17 protein-coding genes and 2 pseudogenes are annotated in these 21,521 nt (G+C 73.0%); 9 read left to right on the plus strand and 10 right to left on the minus strand.

Annotation, left to right across the window (positions count from 1 at the left end):
• Window positions 1-15: 15 nt before the first annotated feature.
• A complete protein-coding gene (locus ACX6XY_RS01645) occupies window positions 16-957 on the plus strand; it encodes an NAD-dependent epimerase/dehydratase family protein (RefSeq protein WP_460325454.1) in 942 nt (313 codons plus the stop codon).
• 25 nt (window positions 958-982) lie between these two features.
• On the plus strand, window positions 983-4,495 hold the full coding sequence (locus ACX6XY_RS01650) for an aminotransferase class I/II-fold pyridoxal phosphate-dependent enzyme (RefSeq protein ID WP_460325456.1): 3,513 nt from the start codon (window positions 983-985) through the stop codon (window positions 4,493-4,495).
• Window positions 4,496-4,533: 38 nt separating this feature from the next.
• On the opposite strand, the gene ACX6XY_RS01655 is transcribed toward ACX6XY_RS01650, so the two are convergent.
• From ACX6XY_RS01655 to ACX6XY_RS01670, 4 genes are all read right to left on the minus strand, one after another.
• Window positions 4,534-5,112, minus strand: coding sequence for a toxin (locus tag ACX6XY_RS01655; RefSeq protein WP_460325458.1), 579 nt, complete (start codon window positions 5,110-5,112; stop codon window positions 4,534-4,536).
• Window positions 5,109-5,621: a helix-turn-helix domain-containing protein gene (locus ACX6XY_RS01660; protein ID WP_460325460.1), complete on the minus strand. Its 513-nt coding sequence runs from the start codon at window positions 5,619-5,621 to the stop codon at window positions 5,109-5,111. Before ACX6XY_RS01660 ends, ACX6XY_RS01655 begins: the two co-directional genes overlap by 4 nt.
• Before the next feature lie 338 nt (window positions 5,622-5,959).
• A complete protein-coding gene (locus ACX6XY_RS01665) occupies window positions 5,960-7,111 on the minus strand; it encodes an MAB_1171c family putative transporter (RefSeq protein ID WP_460325462.1) in 1,152 nt (383 codons plus the stop codon).
• Window positions 7,112-7,117: 6 nt separating this feature from the next.
• Window positions 7,118-7,846 (minus strand): TetR-like C-terminal domain-containing protein, encoded by a 729-nt coding sequence (locus tag ACX6XY_RS01670; protein WP_460325464.1) that lies wholly within the window; start codon window positions 7,844-7,846, stop codon window positions 7,118-7,120.
• A gap of 229 nt (window positions 7,847-8,075) precedes the next feature.
• Between ACX6XY_RS01670 and ACX6XY_RS01675 the strand changes: the two genes are divergently transcribed.
• Both ACX6XY_RS01675 and ACX6XY_RS01680 read left to right on the plus strand, forming a co-directional pair.
• A complete protein-coding gene (locus tag ACX6XY_RS01675; RefSeq protein WP_460325466.1) occupies window positions 8,076-8,513 on the plus strand; it encodes an NfeD family protein in 438 nt (145 codons plus the stop codon).
• Between the two features lie 44 nt (window positions 8,514-8,557).
• Window positions 8,558-9,625, plus strand: a complete 1,068-nt coding sequence (locus ACX6XY_RS01680; RefSeq protein ID WP_460325468.1) for an SPFH domain-containing protein — start codon at window positions 8,558-8,560, stop codon at window positions 9,623-9,625.
• 65 nt (window positions 9,626-9,690) lie between these two features.
• On the opposite strand, the gene ACX6XY_RS01685 is transcribed toward ACX6XY_RS01680, so the two are convergent.
• A complete protein-coding gene (locus ACX6XY_RS01685) occupies window positions 9,691-10,302 on the minus strand; it encodes a TetR family transcriptional regulator (RefSeq protein ID WP_460325470.1) in 612 nt (203 codons plus the stop codon).
• A gap of 122 nt (window positions 10,303-10,424) precedes the next feature.
• Between ACX6XY_RS01685 and ACX6XY_RS01690 the strand changes: the two genes are divergently transcribed.
• The 4 genes and pseudogenes from ACX6XY_RS01690 to ACX6XY_RS01705 form a co-directional block, all read left to right on the plus strand.
• Window positions 10,425-11,576, plus strand: a complete 1,152-nt coding sequence (locus ACX6XY_RS01690; RefSeq protein WP_460325472.1) for an alkane 1-monooxygenase — start codon at window positions 10,425-10,427, stop codon at window positions 11,574-11,576.
• On the plus strand, window positions 11,573-11,749 hold the full coding sequence (locus ACX6XY_RS01695; RefSeq protein WP_460325474.1) for a rubredoxin: 177 nt from the start codon (window positions 11,573-11,575) through the stop codon (window positions 11,747-11,749). Before ACX6XY_RS01690 ends, ACX6XY_RS01695 begins: the two co-directional genes overlap by 4 nt.
• Window positions 11,746-11,928, plus strand: coding sequence for a rubredoxin (locus ACX6XY_RS01700; protein WP_460325476.1), 183 nt, complete (start codon window positions 11,746-11,748; stop codon window positions 11,926-11,928). Before ACX6XY_RS01695 ends, ACX6XY_RS01700 begins: the two co-directional genes overlap by 4 nt.
• Before the next feature lie 74 nt (window positions 11,929-12,002).
• Window positions 12,003-12,065, plus strand: a pseudogene (locus ACX6XY_RS01705) (helix-turn-helix domain-containing protein); the annotation flags it as partial.
• Between the two features lie 59 nt (window positions 12,066-12,124).
• On the opposite strand, the pseudogene ACX6XY_RS01710 reads toward ACX6XY_RS01705, so the two are convergent.
• The 3 genes and pseudogenes from ACX6XY_RS01710 to xylB form a co-directional block, all read right to left on the minus strand.
• Window positions 12,125-12,469: pseudogene (locus tag ACX6XY_RS01710) on the minus strand (transcriptional regulator); the annotation flags it as partial.
• 162 nt (window positions 12,470-12,631) lie between these two features.
• Window positions 12,632-13,966, minus strand: a complete 1,335-nt coding sequence (locus ACX6XY_RS01715; protein WP_460325478.1) for an ROK family protein — start codon at window positions 13,964-13,966, stop codon at window positions 12,632-12,634.
• Between the two features lie 4 nt (window positions 13,967-13,970).
• Window positions 13,971-15,470: a xylulokinase gene (xylB, locus tag ACX6XY_RS01720; protein ID WP_460325480.1), complete on the minus strand. Its 1,500-nt coding sequence runs from the start codon at window positions 15,468-15,470 to the stop codon at window positions 13,971-13,973.
• Window positions 15,471-15,591: 121 nt separating this feature from the next.
• Between xylB and xylA the strand changes: the two genes are divergently transcribed.
• Entirely contained in the window at window positions 15,592-16,758 is a 1,167-nt protein-coding gene (gene xylA / locus ACX6XY_RS01725) for a xylose isomerase (RefSeq protein WP_460325482.1), read from the plus strand.
• Window positions 16,759-17,150: 392 nt separating this feature from the next.
• Here xylA and ACX6XY_RS01730 read toward each other — a convergent pair whose 3' ends face one another.
• On the minus strand, window positions 17,151-18,560 hold the full coding sequence (locus ACX6XY_RS01730; RefSeq protein ID WP_460325484.1) for an SWIM zinc finger family protein: 1,410 nt from the start codon (window positions 18,558-18,560) through the stop codon (window positions 17,151-17,153).
• Window positions 18,557-21,517: a DEAD/DEAH box helicase gene (locus ACX6XY_RS01735; protein ID WP_460325486.1), complete on the minus strand. Its 2,961-nt coding sequence runs from the start codon at window positions 21,515-21,517 to the stop codon at window positions 18,557-18,559. Before ACX6XY_RS01735 ends, ACX6XY_RS01730 begins: the two co-directional genes overlap by 4 nt.
• Between the last annotated feature and the right edge of the window lie 4 nt (window positions 21,518-21,521).

Genomic DNA, 21,521 nt, shown 5'->3' on the forward strand with positions numbered 1-21,521 from the left:
GGTTAGTGTGCCTGGGTGGATTCTCAAGTCGTCGTAGGATTCGGGCCCGCTGGAGCCGCCACCGCCCGGCTGCTGGCCGAACAGGGCCATCACGTCACCGTCGTCACCCGGTCCGGCCGGGCCCCGGAACCCGGAATCGAGCATGTCGCGCTGGACGCGACGGACAGCGAGCGGCTGAGCGAAGCCGCTCAGGGCGCGGCCGCGATCTACAGCTGCGCCGCCCCGCCTTACCAGCACTGGGCGACGCGCTGGCCGCCGCTCGCCGCGTCGCTGTGCGACGCGGCCGAGGCCACCGGGGCCGTCCTGGTCCTGCTGGGCAACCTCTACGGGTACGGCCCGGTGGACGGCCCGCTCACCGAGGACCTGCCGCTCGCGGCGACCGACGCCAAGGGCCGGGTACGCGCCGCGGTCTGGGAGCAGGCGCGCGGGCGGCACGAGGAGGGCAGGATCAGGGCGGTAGAGGTGCGCGCGTCGGACTTCTTCGGGCCCGGCGTCACCGACGGCGGCCACCTCGCCGCGCGGGTCATGCCGCCGCTGTTGCGCGGCAAGCCCGTCTCCACGCTGGGCGACCCGGACGCCCCGCACAGCTGGACCTACCTCCCGGATGTGGCCAGGGCGCTGGTCGAGGTCGCGGGCGACGAGCGGGCCTGGGGGCGGCCCTGGCACGTACCGACGGACCGCGCGCGGTCCGTCAGGGACATGGTCGACCGGCTCGCCGCCCACAGCGGAACGGGGCCGGTCGCGGTGCGTCGGATCCCGTCGGCCGTACTGGGCGCGGCGTCGTTCTTCTCCCCGCTGCTGCGGGAGCTGAAGGCGATCCGCTACCAGTTCGACCGCCCGTTCGTGGTCGATTCGAGCGCCTACGAGGCGACGTTCACGGTACGCGCCACACCCGTCGACGAGCAGGTCAAGGCCACCGTGGACTGGTGGCGCGAGCGACTGGCGAAGACCGGATGACACCGGCGGCAGGAGGGATACGACCATGGCCCAGGACACCGCGCGCGGCGACGTCGCCATCGTGGGCATGGCGTGCCGGTTCCCCGGCGCGCCCGACGTGAACCAGTACTGGCGGCTGTTGACCGCCCCCGAGGCGCAGTTCTCCCCTGTCCCCGACACGCGGTGGCGCAGCGCCAGCTTCCTCAGCGACGACTTCCGCGACACCTCGGCGGCCTACACGGACACCATGGCGCTGCTGCCGGACGTGGACCGCTTCGACGCGGCGCACTACGGCATACCGCCGCGGCGGGCCCGAGCGATGGACCCCCAGCACCGGCTGCTGATCGACCTCGCCCGTGAGGCCATCCAGGACGCCGGGTGGGAGGCCGACGGCTTCGACCGCGAGGAGACCTCGGTGATCACGGCGCTTACCGAGAGCGGCTACCGCGAACTCAGCACCCTGCGGATCCGGATGCGTCAGCTGGCCGGAGGGGAGTTCGGGGCGCGGGCCGCCGACCCCCGGTCGCAGGAGGCGGTCCGCGCCGTCGACGGGCTGCAGGGCACATCCGTGGCCGGACTGCTGCTCAACATGGGGCCGAACACCATCAGTTCGGTCTTCGACCTGCACGGTGAGAGCTACGCGCTGGACTCGGCCTGCTCCGGGGGCCTGATGGCGGTGGCCAACGCCGTGCACGCGCTGCGCGCGGGCCGCGGCCGCATCGCGCTCGCGGGCGGCGCGCAACTGGTCCTCACCCCCGACCTGCTGGTGGGGCTGTGCCGGATCGGCGCCATCTCGCGCAGCGGCAGATGCCTGCCGTTCGGCGCGGCGGCCGACGGCTTCGTACTCGGTGAGGGCGCAGGCGTGCTGGTGCTGCGGCCCCTGGCTGACGCGCTGGCCGCACGGGACCGGGTCTACGCGGTGATCCGGGGCGTGGGAACGGCCAACGACGGGACGGTGCAGGGCGGTATGCACCCCCAGGCGGCCGGTCAGCTCCGGGCCCTGCGCCGTGCCTACCGGGACGCGGACCTGAGCACGGACGCGGTGGGCTATCTGGAGGCGCACGGCACCGGGACCACGGTCGGCGACCCCGTCGAACTCGACGTGCTGCGCGAACTGCGCGGCGAGCGGGCCGCACCCGCCTTCGTCGGCGCGGTCAAGGCGATCGTCGGGCACTCGCTGAACTCCGCCGGGATGGCCGGACTCATCAAGTCGGTCCTGGGCGTGCAGCGGGGCGTGATACCGCCGCAGCCGGAGTTCGACCTCGCCGACCGTCCGGCCCTGGACGCCGCGCGGCTGACCGTCCCGACGGCACCGACCCGCTGGCCGGACACCGGTCAGCCGCGCCGGGCGGGCGTGAGCGCCTTCGGCTTCGGCGGCACCGGCGTCCACCTGGTCGTGGAGGAGCACATACCCCCACCGGACCAGCGGGCGCCGACCGGCGGACCGCACCTGCTGGTCCTCAGCGCCCGCGACCGGGACGGGCTGGCCCGCTACGCCCGCGACCTGGCCCGCACCCTCACCGACGACCAGCCGCCGCTGGACCGGGTGGCGGACACCCTGGCGCGTCGCACCCCCTTCACGGAACGCCTCGCCCTGGTCGCGGTGGACGCCGACGACGCCGCGGCCCAGCTGACCTCGGCCGTCGCGGCCATGGCCGCGGGCCGCACCGGAGACCTCGGACCGGGACAGGCGCTGGGCACGGCGGCCCCTGGAGAACCGCCCCAGGTCGCCGTACCGGCGCCGGGATCGATGCCGCCGCGGGAGCGCAGGGCCGCGCTGGAGCGGCTCGCGCGGCGCGCTGTCACCGGTCCGGGGCTTCGCCCGGTGACCGAACGCGTACCCCCGTGCACCCTCCCGCCGAGTCCGCTGACGCCGCGCGGTCACTGGGTGGTCGACGCGTCGGCGCGCGAGGCGCCGGACCCGGCCGCCGGGCCCGTGGACCCGGCGGACTCGAGGGCCGCGACGGTCCAGACCGACGCGCCGCCCGCCGTGTCCGGCACGCCCGTCGTGTCCCCCGCGTCCGTGTCCCCCGCGTCCGTATCTTCCGCGTCCGCCGGCTCCGCCGCTGCCGTGGTGCTCGAAGAGGTGTCGAAGACCGGTGTCTTCCCGATCTCCGACCTGAGCGAGCGGATGACCCTGGTGGCCGATCTCGGCTTTGACTCCCTGATGCTGCAGGAGCTGGAGGTCGGGATCGGCAAGCGCGTACCGGGCTTCAGAACCGAGGAGCTGTTCTCGCCCGGCCTCACCGTCGGCCGACTGATCGCCCTGGTCGCCCTGGTCGCTCAGGATTCCGCCGAGCCGAGCGTCCCCGTGCCCCCGCCGCCCCCCAAGGCCCCGCGCGGGTGGGGTGCGGAGACGGCCAGCGTCGACGCGTTCCCCGAGGTGGGCGAGTTCGAGCAGCGCCTGAGCGCCATCGCGGACAGCGGGGCGGCCTTCCCGTACTTCCGGGTTCACGAGGGCGCCGTCCGCGACACCACGGTGATAGGGGGCCGCCCCTACCTGTCCTTCGGCAGCTACAACTACCTGGGCGTCTCCGGGCATCCCGCGGTGAGCGCGGCGGTGCACCAGGCGGTGGACCGGTACGGGACATCGGTCTCCGCCAGCCGCGTACTGTCCGGCGAACGGGAACTGACGGTCCGTCTGGAGCGGGCGCTGGCCGACTTCCTCGGCGTCGGGGACTGCCTGGCGCTGGTCAGCGGCCACGCCACCAACGTCACCGCGATCGGGCATCTCATCGGCGCGGGGGATCTCGTGGTGCACGACGCGCTCGCCCACGACAGCATCCTCCAGGGCTGTGCCCTGTCCGGGGCCGCGCGACGCCCGTTCGCCCACAACGACTTCGGCCAGCTGGAACACCTGCTGCGGCTGAACCGGTCCCGGTTCCGGCGCGTGCTGATCGCCGTCGAAGGGGCCTACAGCATGGACGGCGACCTCGTCGACCTGCCCGCCGCGATAGAGCTGAAGAAGCGCTACGGCGCCCTGCTGATGGTGGACGAGGCGCACAGCATCGGCACGGTGGGCGAACAGGGCCGGGGCGTCGGAGAGTTCTTCGGCGTCGACCGGTCCGACGTCGACATGTGGATGGGCACCCTCTCCAAGTCCTTCGCCAGCTGCGGCGGTTATCTCGCGGGCTCGGCCCGGATGGTGCGCTGGCTGCGGCACACGCTGCCAGGCTTCGTCTACAGCGTCGGTCTGACACCGGCTAACGCGGCCGCGGCGCTGGCGGCTGTCGAGCTGATCGCCGCACAGCCCCGGCGGGTTCGCGCCCTGCGGCGGAACGCCGAACTGTTCCTGGGTCTCGCCGCGGCGGCCGGTCTGCCGACGGGTTCCAGCGCCGACACCCCGATCGTGCCGTGTGTGCTCGGCGACTCGGCGCGGACGCTGCGCGTCGCGGACGGGCTGTTCGAGCGGGGCGTCATCGTCGACCCGATCTTCCACCCCGCGGTGGAGGAGGGCCTGTCGCGGCTGCGCTTCTTCGTGACCAGCGAGCACCGCGAGAGCGACATCCGGCGGGCCGTCTCGATCCTGGCCGAAGAGGTGGCGGCCACCGGGCACTGAACAACCCACCTTGAACAACCCACCTTGAACAACCCGCCTCAGATCAGGGTGCGTTCGATCCGGCTGAGCATCGCGCTCTCCAGGGGGTCGCCGCCTTCCCCGGCTTCCGCCGCCGGGGACGCGCCGTGCCGCTGCTCGGCGTCGCCCAGCCGCTGGGAGAGCAGATAGGCGATGATCTCCGCCTCCTGTTCCTGGACGTCGTCGTAGGTCGCGCGCAGGAGCATGTCACGGACCAGCTCGGGGTCGAGGTTGGGGAAGAGGAGGCGGGCGGCCGCCTCGTCCAGCCCGCCGGCCCCGCGATGGCAGCAGATGATGTGACCCAGCTCGTGCAAGATGATGTGCTCCTGATGCGCGCCGGTGGTGTTGGCGTCGTAGAAGATGAGGTCCTCGTCGCGTGCGGCGACCCACATGCCGCACGGGTGCGAGGCGGGCATCTGCATCGGCACCAGCGTGATCGCGCGGTCGCGTACCTCGCCGAGGTGGCGGCACAGCTCGGCGACGTCGGACACCTCGGGGAGGTCGAGTGCGGCGATCCGCCGGGCTCCGGCCTTGCGGAGCTTCCTGAGCTGACTGCGACGGTCCTGGTCGGCCGTCCGCTCCCGCCAGGCCCCCCTCATGCGGACTCGGAGGGGTCGGGGGAGCCCGCGGCGCCGGACGCCTCGGAGGCCTCCGCGGTGTCGGCCACCGGCGGCAGGCCCTGGAGCTGCCGGTACTGGTCCATGATGGCGGTGATGGCCTGGAGGTTCTCCTTCTTCATCCCGGCCGCACGCATCGCCACGGCACGGACCCCGTTCTGCCGCAGCGCCTCGATGGCGGCGATCTCACTGAGCACCGACTCGGCGACCTTGTCGTCGAAGAAGTAGGCGACCGAGACGCCGAAGAAGCGCGCCAGAGCGGCCAGCAGGTCGGGCGAGGGGTTGGAGCGCTTCCCCGTCCGCAGCTGCGACAGATACACACCCCCGACCTTGAGTTCGGGGCTGACCCGCTTCAGCTCCTGAGCCACCTCGGCGTTGGTCCAGTGCTTGCCCTTCGGGCGTACCGTCCGGAACAGGTCGTCGAGCCGCACGGCGAGCAGGGGTCGGTTGCCGTCGCCTTCGGCCTGTGGCCTGGTCTCCGGCTCGGTCATGGTGAATCGCCCTCCCGTCACCTCCTCGGTATAGCTCTTAGCTATACGCCAGTTTCACAGATTAGCGGTCAGTTGACAATTGGCCCGAACTCCGCCACCGTGGGGTCTCGCCGATAGCTGTCAGCTAACTCGACTCACGGGGGTCGCCGAGTTGGCTGCCGGTGACGTCGGACTGGCCCGGCTCGCGGGGGATGGGCCGGGCCAGACCGGGCGGGCCCCACCCGTCCGGCCCGAAGGAAGCACGGGGGAAACGGGGGATGCCCGCCCGGTCTGACGGGGGATGCAAACCGGGCGGGCAGCTTTCGGGCGAGCGAGACCCAGGAGGCTGCCCAGGAGGCTCAACTCGCGGCGCCAAGCCTACTGTAGGCGTCCGCCACCTTGGTGAGCCAGGCCAACTCCGCGGTGAAATTGTCCGTGTCGCGATCCTCGAAGTCACTGACGTCTTTGTTGTCCTGGGCGACGGTACCGGCACGTTTGGCGAGCAGCGCCCGCTGGATCTGCGCCGCCTCCGCGAAGGCCTGCCGTGCCTCCTCGCTCTGGGCGTCGCCCGGCCCGTCGGCGCCGTTCGCGCTGCGGTCGATGTACGGGCGCAGGTCCCGCCAGCCGTCCCGTATCTCGACGACCCGCCGGTGCAGCCGGTACTCGAGGTCGGACACCCCGGCGCCGGGCGGCTCCAGGGCGATGTCGGGGGAGGCCTCGTACAGGTCCCGCCACAGCGGATAGAGCGCCCGGTAGGAGCGGTACGCGCGGGCCCACTGGAGAAGCCTGGCGGCCGCGGGGCCCCAGGAGGACATGGTCAGGCTGAGCGAGAGCAGGACGATCCCGGCCGCGCTGAAGACGGACGGGGCGACCTTCCAGGCGCCGATGTCCAGACCGAACGCCGCGGTGAGGATGTTGACCGTCCTCGCCAGGCAGTACAGGAAGAGGATCACCGCGGCGACGGAGAGCAGCCGCAGGGCCTGGCGCAGCGAGGCGTTGTCGGTCATCCGGGCGTACGGGCCGCACTGGCGGAAGATGGTGACGCACGGAACCGCCTGGGACACGATGAAGGCCAGGAGATACGTGAGGACCATCGGCTGGCTGGTCCCGTCGAAATCCGACTTGGGCCTGTCGGGACCGTCGGCGAGGAAGAACAGGGCCGCGAGCAGCACGTTGAGGGCGACCCCGGCGATCAGCCAGGAGCGCGCCCTGCGCGCCGCGCCCTCGTCCGCGGCGGCCCAGCGCAGCAGGATGATCTGCGCGCTGACACAGAAAGCGACCGCGCACAGGTGCATCAGGAGGATGGCGAGGTTGCCGACGCCCAGGAAGCTCTCGCCCCCCATGGCGACGGCGCCCATCGTGAAGGTGAGGCACTGGAGCAGCAGTGTGGCGATGAGCGCGCGATAGGCGCTGTCCCGCCAGTCGCGCCGTGCCTGGCACAGCCGGTAGCCGAGCGCCGCGTACGAGGAGAGCGCCGCGATGACGAAGCAGAGGGTTCTGGTGGTGTTCACGGCTGTTCAGTCGGCGCGCTCGCTGAGCGGGACCTCGAGCCCGATGCTCTCGGCCGCGACGGCGATGGCGTAGTCGAAGAACGCGGACTCGTTCCGGACGCTGTCATGGGTGCGGCTGAAGACCTGGAACACCAAGAGGCCGATCAGATTGCTCCACAGCACGATGCCGCGCTCGATGATGTCCGAGAACGGGGCGTCCGGCGCACCGCCGAAAAGCTCCATGGCCGCGGGCAGCAGCAGCGGCGGTCCGGGCACCGCCCGCCTGGGCGGGGTGAGTTCACCGCCCTCCAGCGCCGACCGTACGATGCCCGCGAGCACCGCGGGGGTACGCGACGCGGGCGGAACGGTGTCCTGCGGGGCGTCGTAGCCGGGCACCGGCGAGCCGTAGATCAGGGTGAAGTCGGCGGGGTTGTCGAAGGACCACCGCCGCAGCGCGCGGGTGACCGTGAGGAGCCGGGCGCCCGCCGACGCCCCGGCGTCGACGGCGGCCTGGTCGGCCTGCTCCATCGCGGCGCCCGAGGCGTCGTAGGCGTCGATGACCAGCGCGGTCAGCAGGTCGTCCCGGTGCGGGAAGGCGGCCTCCACATCGGCGACGGTGAGCCCGCTGTCGCGAGCCACGCCGTCCAGGGACAGCCCGTTCGCGCCGAGTTTCGCCAGCTGTCGCCGCGCGGTTTCCTTGATCAAGGTCGAGGGTTTTCCATGGTCGGCGGTCGAACTCGTTACGGAATCGTCCATGCCGGAACCGTACCGGCCGACCCCGCACGCACGTGAGCGTGGATCCCGAACAAGCCGTCCACGCGGAGTGATCCGGCCACCGGAGTCCGGGATCGAAGACGGAGACGCGCTCCGTGCGAGCGGGGCGGGACGGGGGCGGAGCGGGGTGCGAGCGCGGTGACAAGTCTGTTCTGTTCGGCGTTCTGGGAGGTAGATTGGTGGATAAGTCCCCTTGAGGGAGGCCGATGCGATGCCGTGGTTCGTCTGGCTGCTCGCCGCTGCGGCACTGGGTGCCGCGGAGTTTCTCACACTCACGCTGGTGTTCGGACTGCTGGCGGGAGCCGCGCTGGTCGCCGCAGTGGTCGCCGGTGTGGGCGTCGGCCTCCTCGGCCAGCTCGTGGCCCTGGGGCTCACGGCGGCGGCGGGCCTCATCGTCGTCCGCCCTATCGCGCTGCGGCATATGGCACGCCCACCCCTCGCGCGCGAGGGCAGCGACGCGCTGATCGGCAAGCGAGCGGAGGTCACCCAGGAGGTCACCGCGACACACGGCCTGATCAAACTCTCCGGCGAGGACTGGTCCGCCCGCGCCCTCGACGAAAGCCATGTGATCCCGGTGGGAGCGCTGGTGGACGTCATGGAGATCGAAGGCGCCACAGCCATCGTCTACCCCCGCGAACTCCTTCCGTGAACGGCTGAACACCGCGCGGCTGAATACCGAGCAATGGAGGAAGTGTGGATCCGGTTGTCATCCCGATTCTGGTGGCGGCGATCGTCGTCGTCTTCCTCATCGCTGCCACGGTGCGGATCGTCCCGCAGGCGCGCCGCTACAACATCGAACGGTTCGGCCGGTATCACCGGACGCTGCAACCGGGCCTGAATCTCGTTCTGCCGGTGGCGGACCGCATCAACACCAAACTCGATGTGCGCGAGCAGGTGTACTCGTCCGACCCCAAGCCGGTGATCACCGAGGACAACCTCGTGGTGAACATCGACACCGTGCTCTACTACCAGATCACGGACCCGCGGGCGGCGGCCTACGAGGTGGCCAGCTACCTCCAGGCGATCGACCAGCTCACCGTGACCACGCTGCGGAACGTCATCGGCAGCATGGACCTGGAGGCGACGCTCACCTCACGCGAAGAGATCAACAACCGACTCCGCGCGGTACTCGACGACGCCACCGGCAAGTGGGGCATCCGGGTCAACCGCGTCGAGATCAAGGCCATCGACCCTCCGCACACCATCAAAGAGGCGATGGAGAAGCAGATGCGGGCCGAGCGCGACAAGCGCGCGGCCATCCTGCACGCCGAAGGAGAGCGGCAGGCCAAGGTCCTCACCGCGGAAGGCACCAAGCAGAAGGACATCCTGGAGGCACAGGGCGCGCAACAAGCCATGATCCTGCGGGCGGACGGCGAGGCGAAGGCGGTGGAACGCGTCTTCCAGGCCGTCCACCGCAACAACGCCGACCCGAAGATCCTCGCCTACAAGTACCTGGAGACGCTCCCGCACTTGGCGAAGAGCGACAACAACACGTTCTGGGTGATTCCGGGGGAGCTGACCGAGGCGGTGCGCACCGTCACCAGCGCGTTCGGCGACCGGTCGACGACGGGCCTGCCCACTCCCGCACCACAGCCCGAGGAGACGACCGACACCCACCCTGACGACGCATCAGACGAAGGCGGGACCCCGGAAATCGAGGCGGGCTCGGCGCTGTCGCTCGACGCCGACGAGGCCGCGAAGCAGGCCGCCGCCGCGGTGAGCGAGGCCAAGGCCGAGGCCAGGGCAGCGGAGACGCCCTAGACACCGACCCGGCCGGGCCGGGCGCCGGCAACCGGCCCGGCGCCGGGCCGGTTGCCGGCGCCGGGTCACTGATCCGCCGGGCCCCATGGACAGGCGATCCGTGTCGTGATCGCGGCGATCCGCTGTGCGGTCTCTTCCGGTGACGCGACCGGCTGGACGATATGGCTCACCGTGAGGCGGACGATGGTCTCCACCGCCAGGCTCCGCGAGGCCGCGTCCACATCCGGCCAGGCTTCGGCCGCGTACGCGTCGAGCATGGCCGCCGCGGTGTCGAAGACCGGCCCGGAGCGCGTGGTCAGATAGGCCAGCAGCTCGTCGTCCTCGCCGCCGCGCGCCGCGGTGAGCACCGACTTGATCAGCGGATTGTCCACGGCCTGGCGCAGCACGAAGCCGACCCCCGCCCGCGCGGCCGCGTCCAGTGACGCCCGGTGGGCGTCCAGTTCCCGCTGGATGCCCAGCAGGAACTGCTCGGCCTCGCGTTCCACCAGCGCCAGCCCGATCGCGTCTTTCGCGTGCGACCCGAACTCGTTGTAGACGGTCTGTCGGCTCACCCCGGCCGTCCGGGCCACGGCCGCGACATTGAGCTTGCCCCAGCCCTCGCCCGTGACCAGCGCGTACGCGGCGTCAAGCACCTGGTTGCGGAGCAGGGTCCGAACGGACTGTCGATAGCGCTTCATGGTGGGCTCACTCTAGAACGCGCCCGGTCTCCGCCCAAGGCGTTGACACATCACTTCACGAGTGTCTAACTACTGGACAGTCGAAACCTCAGGTGTACTTCCCCGGTGAAGGAGGACCTCTCATGGCGGAGGCGGCACCGACACCCGAGCCGCACTGGCGGGACCCCAAGCGCTACTACTGGCTGTTCGGACTGGTCGTCCCCGCGTTCCCGTTCATCGCCTGGGGCCTGGTGACGGTCACCGGAGCTGGGTTCTTCTGGTGGTCCGGGATCATCGTGCTGTACGTGGTCTTCCCGGTCGTCGACCAGATGATCGGCAAGGACTCGGTCAACCCGCCCGACAGGGCCCTGGCCTGGCTGGAGAGAGACCGCTACTACCGCTGGTGCACCTACCTCTATCTGCCTCTGCAGTACACCGGCCTGGTCTTCGGCTGCTGGCTGCTGACCGGCGGCGGGCTGTCCTGGCCGGACCGTCTCGCGCTGACCGTCACACTCGGCGGGGTCGCGGGCATCGGCATCAACACCGCCCATGAGCTGGGACACAAGAAGGAGTCCGTGGAGCGCTGGCTGTCCAAGGCCGCCCTCGCCCAGACGCTGTACGGGCACTTCTTCATCGAGCACAACCGTGGCCACCACGTCCGCGTCGCCACTCCCGAGGACCCGGCCAGCGCCCGCCTCGGCGAGAGCTTCTGGCGCTTTCTGCCGCGTACCGTGCACGGCAGCCTGCACTCCGCCTGGCGGCTGGAGCGCACCCGGCTGGGACGCCTGGGCAAGAGCCCGTGGACCCTGCACAACGACGTGCTCAACGCCTGGGCGATGTCCGCGGCCCTGTTCGCCGCCCTCGCCGTCGGCTTCGGCCCCGGAGTCCTGCCGTACCTGCTCTTCCAGGCCGTCTTCGGCTTCTGCCTGCTGGAGGTCATCAACTACACCGAGCACTACGGTCTGCTGCGCCAGCGCACCGCGTCGGGCCGCTACGAGCGCTGCGCCGCACGCCACAGCTGGAACAGCGACAACGTCGCCTCCAACGTGTTCCTCTACCACCTCCAGCGCCACAGCGATCATCACGCCAACCCCACCCGCCGCTACCAGGCGTTGCGCCACCTCGACGAGGCCCCCGAACTCCCCACGGGCTACGCGGGAATGATCGTCCTGGCCTACTTCCCGCCCCTGTGGCGCCGGGTGATGGACCACCGAGTCCTGGCGCACTACGGCGGCGACGTGTCCCTGGCCAATGTGCAGCCGAACAAGCGCGAGCGGTACGGGGCGGCCGTATGAGCCGCTACCGCTGCCCGGTCTGCGACTTCGTGTACGACGAGCGGCTCGGCGTCCCACGCGAGGGCTTCCCGCCCGGCACGCCGTGGACCGGCGTGCCGGACGACTGGCCGTGTCCGGACTGCGGGGTACGCGAGAAGACCGACTTCGAGAATCTGAGGGAGAGCACACCATGAAGACCTGGCAGTGCCTGGCGTGCGGATTCGTCTACGACGAGGCGGAGGGCTGGCCCGAGGAGGGCATCGCCCCCGGCACCCGCTGGCAGGACATCCCCGACGACTGGTCCTGCCCCGACTGCGGAGCGGCGAAGGCGGACTTCGAGATGACCGACATCACGCCCAGCCGCCACGCGTGACCGCGGACCGCTGACCTCCCCGCCCTGCCGCGCCCTCCGGGCAGGAACCCTTCCCGGACTGTCCCACGGACGAGCAGGCAGCTGAGCTGTCGCGCACGTTCGGCTGCGTCCGAAAGGTCTGCAACCTCGCCCTGGCCGCCCGCACCGATGTCTCCTCCGTGCCGCTCCAGCAGTGCTTGCGGCACTTGCAGACGGCGTTCACCGACTCCGCGGTGCCCGGAGCGTTGGCGCCCACCGCGGACTCCGCCCAGCGAGCGCCCGGTACGAAGTTCATCCGCCCGGCACGGGTCCGGGTCCGGGACGCGCGCCAGGGGGTGTTCGGCCCGGTAGGAGCCGAGTTCGCCGTCGGCGAGCTCCACGCGCGCGGTGCCGTCCGGGCTGACTCTGGCCCGGACCGAGCGCCGCCAGGAGTTCGCCACCACGGGGCGCACGGCTCTGGCGACCGTGCCCGCCGTGACGAAGTCCGTGTGGGCACGGCCTAGTCGGCGCACCCGTTCGGCGGGTCGCTGCCGGGTTCCAGGGCCACCCACGGATCTGTCAACTCGGCCTCCCGCTGTCGGCGGTGCACCGACGCGCACGGCGCTGCGCGCTCGGGCGCCCATCGTGGCCCGTACGGAACGGACCGACTAGCCGTCCGGCACGTGCGCCGTGTCCGGGCGCGGTACCGCCCTCCGGGCGGACGGCGGGAGTGTGACGGCAGGGTCTAGTGAGTCGTGACCGACGCCGGGTCGTCCAGGACCGCCTGGACGACCGCGTGGGCCGCCCCGAGCAGCGGCCCGTCGGAGCCGATCCGGGACACCGTCACCGATGCGCCGTCGGGCCGTTGGGGGTCCGCGGTGCGGCGGCGCAACTCCCGTTCCATGGCGGGCAGCAGCCATGGCGCGAGCCGGGACAGCGCCCCGCCGAGCACCACCGTCTGCGGGTCGAGGAGATTGACCGCGCCCGAGACCGCGATGCCCAGCGCGGACCCGGCGTCGTGCAGCGCACGGCGTACCCGCTCGTCGCCGTCGTCGGCGAGCGCGGCGAGCAGCTCGATCCGGCCCTCGCCCGGCGGCAGGCCAGCGGCCCGCAGGACCGCCTCGGCGCCCGCGTACTGCTCCAGGCAGCCCCGTCCGCCGCACGGACAGTCGGGCCCTTCGGGATGTACCGGCACATGGCCCAACTCGCCCGCGAAGCCGCGGGCCCCGCGCAGCAGGCGGCCGTCCACGACCACGGCGGCGCCGATCCCGATCTCGGCGGAGACGTGCAGGAAGTCCCGCGACTCCTCGGCGCTGCCGGTCGCCGGGGTGCTGCCGGTCGCCGGTGCCCGGTCGGTCGTCATCGTGTCACGGGACGCCGACGCGTCGCCGGCCGTCCGTGTGCCAGCGTCGGCCGGTGCGCCGGTGTGCGGCCGACCGCCGCCGAGCCAGAGTTCGGCTAGCGCGCCCAGGTTCGCCTCGTTGTCGACGCGCGGCGGCAGGGGGCCCCGGAGGCGCTGGCCGAGGTCCACCTGGGTCCAGCCGAGGTTGGGCGCGCGGACCACGGTCCGCGCGTCGCGGGCCACCAGGCCCGGCACCGCGACACCGAGCCCCGCGGGCCGCAGGCCGGACGCGCGGGCCGTCTCGGTCACCTCCTTGATCAGGCGGGCGAGTTCCGTCAGCACGGGCTCTGGCGCACGGCCCCGGTTGCCGCTGTCCAGGACCGCCCTGGCCCGTACGGCGCCGTGCAGGTCCACGGCGCACGCGGCGAGATGGTCGACGCCGATCTCCGCCCCGATCCCGACCGGGCCGCGCTCGCTGAGCGCCAGGGCGCTTCCTGGGCGGCCCACGGCGCCGGTCCGCTGCTCGGGACCGAGTTCGACGATCAGGCCCGCGCGGACCAGCTCGTCCACGAGCGTGGACACGGCCGCCCTGGTGAGCCCGATCCGGGAGGCGACCGAGGCGCGGGACAGCGGGCCGTCGGCGGCGACGGTGTGGAGCACCAGGGAGAGGTTGCGGCGTCTGATGCCCCGCTGGGTGTGGGGCAGCGGCGGGTTCGGCTGGGGGAGTGGAGAGTTCACGCCGTCAGTCTGCCAACCCTCCGCCGAGGAGCGGTTCCGCACCGGCCAGCAGCGAGGAGATCCGCTCCCACGTCTCCTCGTCCCGCGCCACCGGGTCGAGCACCGGCCCCCGCGCACCGCCCCAGCGGCGTGCGACGGCCGCCGGGTCCTCGCCGGTCAGCAGCCCCGCGGCCTGCGCGGCGGCACCGAGTGCCACCGGCTCGTCGGCGTCCGGCACCTGCACCGGGCGGCCGGAGAGACGGCGTACGGTCTGCTGCCAGGCGGCGCCGCGGGCACCGCCGCCGATCAGCAGCAGCGGAGTCTCGGCGGCGCTCGTGCCCGTACCCGTGTCCGTACCCGTTCCCGTGTCCGTACCCGTTCCCGCGCCCGCGTCCGTGGCGAGCACCAGATCCAGGGCCTGGAGCAGGGCGAACACCGCACCGTCGTACGCCGCCTGGAGCAGCTGCCCGCCGCTGGTGGCGTGCCGCAGCCCGTGCACCAGGCCCGAGGCGTGCGGCAGGTTCGGGGTCCGCTCGCCGTCCAGGAAGGGCAGCAGCGTCGCACCGCCGCCCGGCTCGACCGCCTCGCGGTCCAGGCCCAGCAGGGCCGCGATCCGGTCGACGGCCAGGGTGCAGTTCAGCGTGCAGGCCAGCGGCAGCCAGTCGCCGCGCGCGTCGGCGAAGCCCGCGACCGTGCCGGTGGGGTCGGCGGGGCGGTGCCGCGACACCGCGAACACGGTCCCCGACGTGCCCAGGCTGAGCACCGGCGTGCCCGGACGCAGGCCGAGCCCGAGCGCGGCCGCCGCGTTGTCGCCGGTGCCCGCGGCGACCAGGGTCCCCTTGGCGAACGGGAGTTCCGGCAGGTCCCGTACGGTCCCGGCGACCTCGCCCGGACGCACCACGCGGGGCAGCAGGGCCGGGTCCAGGCCGACGAGCGCGAGGACCTCCGCGTCGTACGCCTCGGTGGGCCCGGCCCACCAGCCCGTGCCGGACGCGTCACCCCGGTCGGTGGTGCCGTAGCCGGTGAGCCGCTCGGTCAGGTAGTCGTGCGGCAGCCGGACGGCGGCGGTCGCGGCCGCCGCGTCCGGCTCGTGTTCGCGCAGCCAGCCCCACTTGGCCGCGGTGAAGGCGGGCGCGGGCACGCTGCCGATCCGCTCCGCCCAGACCTTGGCACCGCCGAGGCGCTCGATCAGCCGCGTGTTCTGAGGCGCCGGGCGTACGTCGTTCCACAACAGGGCCGGGCGGACCGGGGCGCCGTCCGCGTCGAGCGTGACCAGGCCGTGCTGCTGCCCGGCCACGGACACCGCCGCGGCCTCGCGCGCGACGTCACCGCACTGCCGTACCGCCTCGGTGAGCGCGCCCCACCACTGGATCGGATCGCTCTCCCGGCCGGGACCGGCGGACACGGTGTGCGGGGCCCGTCCGCTCGCCAGGACGGTGCCCGTCGCCGCGTCGACGACCAGGACCTTGGTGGACTGCGTGGAGCTGTCCACGCCGACGACCAGGGGACCATCGGCTGCTGACATCGCGCTCTCCGTTCGACGTTCGAGGTGTCGTTGCCTTCCCCGCGATGCTCCCGGATACTAGTTTGTTAAGTGTCATGACAAAATAGTCGGGGTCAGTCTCGTCAGTGAGGGAGAAGCCGGGATGAGTTATGTACCCGCCCATGAGGACAAGTTCAGCTTCGGCCTGTGGACGGTCGGCTGGCAGGGCCGGGACCCCTTCGGCGACGCGACCCGCGCCCCGCTCGACCCCGCGGAGAGCGTACGAAGGCTCGCCGAGCTCGGCGCGTACGGCGTCACCTTCCACGACGACGATCTGATTCCCTTCGGCGTGTCGGGCACCGAGCGCGACGCGCACGTCAAACGGTTCCGGCAGGTGCTCGACGCGACCGGCCTCAAGGTGCCGATGGCCACGACGAACCTGTTCACGCACCCCGTCTTCAAGGACGGCGCCTTCACCGCCAACGACCGCGACGTACGCCGCTACGCGCTGCGCAAGACCCTGCGCAACATCGACCTCGCGGCCGAACTCGGCGCCGAGGTGTACGTGGCGTGGGGCGGCCGCGAGGGTGCGGAGTCCGGAGCGGCCAAGGACGTATGTGTGGCGCTTGACCGGCTGAAGGAAGCGTTCGACCTGCTCGGCGAGTACGTCACGACCCAGGGCTACGCCCTGCGCTTCGCGCTCGAACCCAAGCCGAACGAGCCCCGCGGTGACATCCTGCTGCCCACGGTCGGGCACGCGCTCGCCTTCATCGAGAGCCTTGAGCGCCCAGAGCTGTACGGGGTCAACCCGGAGGTCGGCCATGAGCAGATGGCGGGGCTGAACTTCCCGCACTCGATCGCCCAGGCCCTGTGGGCGGGCAAGCTCTTCCACATCGACCTCAACGGGCAGAGCGGCGTCAAGTACGACCAGGACCTGCGCTTCGGGGCCGGGGACCTGCGGTCCGCGTTCTGGCTGGTCGACCTCCTGGAGAGCGCGGGGTACGCGGGCCCGCGCCACTTCGACTTCAAGCCGCCGCGCACGGAGGACGCCGACGGAGTGTGGGCATCGGCCGCGGGCTGTATGCGCAACTACCTCATCCTGCGGGAGCGGGCCGCCGCCTTCCGGGCCGACCCCGAGGTCCAAGGCGCGCTGCGGGCGTCCCGACTGGACCAGTTGGCGCTGCCGACGGCGGGCGACGGGCTCGCCGGGCTGCTCGCCGACCGGTCCGCCTTCGAGGACTTCGACGCGGCGGGGGCTGCCGCGCGGGGCATGGCCTTCGAGCACCTGGACCAGCTGGCGATGGACCACCTGCTGGGGGCACGCGGCTGAGGCGCGGGGCAGACGGGGCGCGCCTGGGGGTACGAGACCGTCCGCGCGCGACTCGCCCCGCGTCACGCCCTGTCGCTCACGGCGGGATGGTCCCGTGAGGGCTGGGGCGTGCCCCGTGAGGGGCGCCGGTGGCCCGGACGGCGGCCGCCTGGGCACGGGCGGCCGCCGCCCGCCCTGCCGCGCGTCGAGCCGACGGCGGGACGGGCGAGGGCCGGTCCGACCACTCCCGTCTGCCCCGCGACTCTGCCCGCGACGCCATGCACGCGCCGCAAGTTCTCGGCTCCGCTCCAGCAGGGGGACTCCTTTCGCCACACCGGGCGCAGACCTGAGTACGTCCCGTACGAGGGTCCGCACTCGGCGCGTTCCCGGAATGTGACGGCGCGGCCGCGCCGCTACGCGCCGCCCGTCCCCGCCGCCACGGCCGCCGCCAGCGCCGTGGCCGGGTCGTACGCGGCGGTGCCGGCGGGCGTCCAGCGGCCGCGTTCCTTGCGGTAGGGCCACCAGCGCCCGTCCCGGCCGTACCGGAGCTGGACCTGAGCGCCGACGACGGTCCATCGGTTGCGCGCGGCACGCAGGCGCGGCCGCTCGTCCCCGTCCCAGGCCGTGTCCAGCGCGGCACGCGCGCGTGCCAGCGCGTCCCCCCGCGGGGTCCACTCCTCCTCGAGTACGGGCAGGGCCGCCGCACCGCCGTACTCCCAGGCCCGTACGGCGAGCGCGAGCCCCTCGCGGTCCCGCCCGGACCCGGCGGCGAGCCGCGCGGTGATCGCCTCGGCGACCGGCGCGGCGATCACCGGGGCCGTCCGGCCGTCGGCCCCGCCCACCGCCGCGGCCAGCCGTACCGCGTCCTGCTCCGGCGTGGGCTCCGCCGTGACCGGCTGCTCCGCGTGGCCGGGCGACAGCGCCTCGGCCAGCAGCCGGTGCGCCGCCGCTGCCGCGTCGGCGGCGAGTACCGCCAGGGCCGCCACATCGAGGCCGGGCGCGGGCTCGGTCTCGGTGTCCAGGCCGGGCGGCGTGCCCGGTGCGTCGGGCAGTGCCGGGGGAGCGGGCAGCGGAGGCAGGACGCCCCCCAGGGCGTACGCCTCCTCAGCCGACACCCCCTCTGGGGCGTCCGGCGACGCCGTCGCGTCGGCGGCGGGCTCGTCGGGCGCGGCACGGGCGACGCTGCGCGCCCGCAGCTCGTCCAGGAGTTCGTGCTCGCCGCGTCCGCGCATCAGCAGCAGGACGAACGGGTCCTCGTCGAGCAGCCCCGCCAACTGGTAGCAGAGCGCCGCCGTATGCCCGCAGTGGTCCCACGCGTCACAGTCGCACTCCGGCTCCAGATCGCCGATCCCCGGCAGGAGTTCGACCCCCGCGGCCGCCGCGTCCTCCACCAGGTGCGGCGGCATCTCGTGGTCGAGCAGCGCGGCGATATGCCCGGCGCGCTCGACGGCCATGTCCAGGAAACGGTCCCACGCGTCCGCGTCGAGCCGCTGCAGCAGCACGTCGGAGCGGTGGGTGGCACGATCCGGGTCCCGCACGACCGCCGTGATCCGGCCGGGGCGCACCGACACGGCGCCGACCGCCCCGGCCCGCGCCAGCCTGCGCCCCGTCTTGACCTGCTGGGAGTCCAGCGCCGTGTCCTCCAGAGCCTTCAGCCAGGCGCGTCCCCACCAGGAGGTCGCGAAGCCGCGGCCGTGGACCGGGGGCAGCGTGGCGAAGGTGCGCTCGCCCTCCGCGCGAGCCCCGCGATCGTCGTGCTCTGCGCGATCGTCGTGCTCTTCGTGGTCTGCGTGCTCTTCGTAGTCCGCGTACGCGTCGCTCATCGGGCGCCTCCTCGCAGCTCGACCAGATCGGCCAGTTCCGCGTCGGTGAGTTCGGTCAGTGCGGCCTCGCCGGAGCCGAGTACGGAGTCCGCGAGCCCCTGTTTGCTCTCCAGCATCTCGGCGATGCGGTCCTCGACCGTGCCCTCCGCGATCAGCCGGTGCACCTGTACCGGACGGGTCTGCCCGATGCGGTACGCGCGGTCGGTGGCCTGCGCTTCGACGGCCGGGTTCCACCAGCGGTCGTAGTGCACGACATGCTCGGCGCGGGTCAGGTTGAGCCCCGTGCCCGCGGCCTTCAACGACAGCACGAAGACGGGGGCTTCGCCGTCCTGGAAGCGCCGTACCATCGCCTCGCGTTCGTGTACGGGCGTGCCGCCGTGCAGGAACTGCGTCGGCACGCCGCGGGCCGCCAGATGCCGCTCCACGATCCGAGCCATCCGCACGTACTGCGTGAAGACCAGCACGCTCGACTCCTCGGCGAGGATCGTGTCCAGGAGCTCGTCCAGCAGCTCCAGTTTGCCCGAGCGCCCGGAGACGGCGGGCCGCTCCTCCTTGAGGAACTGCGCCGGGTGGTTGCAGATCTGCTTGAGTCCCGTCAGCAGCTTGACGACCAGGCCGCGCCGTTCCATTCCGTCGGCGGCGGCGATCTCGGCCATCGTCTCGCGCACCACTGCCTCGTACAGGCCGGTCTGCTCCGGGGTGAGCGAGACGGCGCGGTCGGTCTCGGTCTTGGGCGGCAGCTCGGGCGCGATCCCCGGATCCGACTTGCGGCGGCGCAGCAGGAAGGGGCGTACGAGCCTGCCGAGCCGCTCGGCGGCGGCCGGGTCGGTGCCGCTCTCCACGGCGCGCGCGTAGCGGGAGCGGAAGGCGCCGAGGCGGCCGAGCAGTCCGGGCGTGGTCCAGTCGAGGATCGCCCACAGCTCGGAGAGGTTGTTCTCCACCGGGGTGCCGGTGAGCGCCACGCGCGCGCGGGCGCCGATGGTGCGCAGCTGCTTGGCGGTGGCGGAGTACGGGTTCTTGATGTGCTGGGCCTCGTCCGCGACGACCATCCCCCAGGTGACCTGGGACAGTTGCCGGGCGTCGAGCCGCATGGTGCCGTATGTGGTGAGCACGAACGCGCCGTCCGCCAGGGCGTCCAGATCGCGCGAGGCGCCGTGGAAGCGGCGGACCGGGGCGCCGGGCGCGAACTTCTCGATCTCGCGCTGCCAGTTGCCCATCAGCGAGGTGGGGCACACCACGAGGGTGGGGCCCGCGGACGCCTTGTCGCGCTGCCGGTGCAGATGCAGGGCGATCAGAGTGATCGTCTTGCCGAGCCCCATGTCGTCCGCGAGGCAGCCGCCGAGCCCGAGCGAGGTCATCGTGGCCAGCCAGGACAGGCCGCGCGCCTGGTAGTCGCGCAGAGTGGCCGCGAGCGTGTCCGGCTGGGCGACGGGCGTGGCGGTCTCGGGGCTGGCCAGCCGCTCGCGCAGGCTGGCCAGCCATCCCGTCGGGGTGACGTCCACGTGTCGCCCGTCGACCTCGGCCGAGCCGGTCAGCACCGCGCTCAGCGCGTCGACCGGTGTGACCTTGTGGTCCTGCCGGGCACGCGCGCGTCGCGCCTCGTCGGGGTCGATGAGCACCCACTGGTCGCGCAGCCGCACCACGGGGCGGTGGGCTTCGGCGAGTTGGTCGAGTTCCGCGCGGGTCAGCCGCTGCCCGCCCAGGGCGAACCGCCAGTCGAAGGCGAGCAGGGCGTCGGCGGCGAGGAAGGACGGGGTGTCGGACGCGGCCTTGGCCGGGCCCCTGTCGTCCTGGTCCGAGCCGTCCGACGAGCTCACGGGGTCCACCGTGCCCCAGGCGTCCACGGCCGCCGGGCTGTCGCCGCCCGAGGCGTCGTAGGGCGGCCCGACTGTGGCCCACGCGGTCAGTTCACGGGCCAGCTGCCGGGGCCAGTGCACCTCGACGCCGGCCCCGGAGAGTGCCCGCGCGGCCGCGCCGAGCAGCTCGGTGACCTCCTCGTCGGCCAGCTCGATCGCGTCGGGTACGGCGGCCGACAACAGCGGTGCGAGCGGCGGCCAGGCGCGGGCCGCGCGGCGCAGGGCGAGCAGCGCGTCCAGCTCGGTACGCGGGCCGAAGGACCGTGCGGTCGCCCCGGACCGCGCCCACACCTCCGCGGCGTCGGCGACCAGCGCGGGGTCGTGCACGCTGTGCAGTTGCGGTACGGCGCGGAACGTCGGCCCGCTCGCGTCGGCAGAGCCGTCCGTGAGCCCGCGCACCTCGACGCGCAGCGAGACCCGCACGCCCGTGTCGTGACCGGCCGCCACATCCGCGGCCCAGGCCCGCTGGCCGGGAATGCGCTGGGGCGACGCCGCCGCGAAGGCCGGGTGCCCGGTGGCCAGCGGCGCGGCCGGAGAACGGGGCAGGCTGTCGGCGACGGCGTCCAGGAAGTCGCGCAGCAGCGACTCGGGTTCGGCGAGGCGCGGGGCGCCAGGGCCCGGCAGGGGCACGGCGTGTGCGGCGGGCGGCATCGCGGCGGCCAGCTCACGCAGCCGGGCGAACTCTTCGGCGCCCAGCGGGCCGGCCCGCCAGGCGTCGTGCGCGGCCGCGGAGAGGCCGGGCAGCAGCAGGCCCCGCGCGGTGAACCGCAGAGCGAGGAGCGCCGCCGCACCCCAGAAGGCGGCGGCCGGATGCGCTCCGGGCACGGTCCGCGCGCGGGTGAGCACGGGCAGCGCGGTCCGGGTCTCCAGCACCCGCGCGGGCACCCGCAGCGGCGCGACCCCGGCGGCGCCGGGCAGCACGACGGTCAGCGCGTCCGCCGAGCCCGCGGCGGTGGTCGGCGGCTGGCTGCCGTCGGGATGCCAGAAGGCGACCCGGCCGGTTCGCGCGGGGTCGGCGGGCAGGAAGACCACGGAGCAGTGGGCGAGTTCGGAGATCTCTGCGGGTGTTGCCGTGGGAAACCTAGGCACAGTGATGCGCATTCCT

The organism is Streptomyces sp. O3, assembly GCF_054788135.1.

Excerpts from the sequence above, each read along its gene's own strand:
- ACX6XY_RS01650 (WP_460325456.1), top strand. The coding sequence starts at position 983 with ATGGCCCAGGACACCGCGCGCGGCGACGTCGCCATCGTGGGCATGGCG.
- ACX6XY_RS01655 (WP_460325458.1), bottom strand. The coding sequence starts at position 5,112 with ATGAGGGGGGCCTGGCGGGAGCGGACGGCCGACCAGGACCGTCGCAGT.
- ACX6XY_RS01660 (WP_460325460.1), bottom strand. The coding sequence starts at position 5,621 with ATGACCGAGCCGGAGACCAGGCCACAGGCCGAAGGCGACGGCAACCGA.
- ACX6XY_RS01670 (WP_460325464.1), bottom strand. The coding sequence starts at position 7,846 with ATGGACGATTCCGTAACGAGTTCGACCGCCGACCATGGAAAACCCTCG.
- ACX6XY_RS01675 (WP_460325466.1), top strand. The coding sequence starts at position 8,076 with ATGCCGTGGTTCGTCTGGCTGCTCGCCGCTGCGGCACTGGGTGCCGCG.
- ACX6XY_RS01685 (WP_460325470.1), bottom strand. The coding sequence starts at position 10,302 with ATGAAGCGCTATCGACAGTCCGTTCGGACCCTGCTCCGCAACCAGGTG.
- ACX6XY_RS01690 (WP_460325472.1), top strand. The coding sequence starts at position 10,425 with ATGGCGGAGGCGGCACCGACACCCGAGCCGCACTGGCGGGACCCCAAG.
- ACX6XY_RS01695 (WP_460325474.1), top strand. The coding sequence starts at position 11,573 with ATGAGCCGCTACCGCTGCCCGGTCTGCGACTTCGTGTACGACGAGCGG.
- ACX6XY_RS01700 (WP_460325476.1), top strand. The coding sequence starts at position 11,746 with ATGAAGACCTGGCAGTGCCTGGCGTGCGGATTCGTCTACGACGAGGCG.
- xylB (WP_460325480.1), bottom strand. The coding sequence starts at position 15,470 with ATGTCAGCAGCCGATGGTCCCCTGGTCGTCGGCGTGGACAGCTCCACG.
- xylA (WP_460325482.1), top strand. The coding sequence starts at position 15,592 with ATGAGTTATGTACCCGCCCATGAGGACAAGTTCAGCTTCGGCCTGTGG.
- ACX6XY_RS01730 (WP_460325484.1), bottom strand. The coding sequence starts at position 18,560 with ATGAGCGACGCGTACGCGGACTACGAAGAGCACGCAGACCACGAAGAG.
- ACX6XY_RS01735 (WP_460325486.1), bottom strand. The coding sequence starts at position 21,517 with ATGCGCATCACTGTGCCTAGGTTTCCCACGGCAACACCCGCAGAGATC.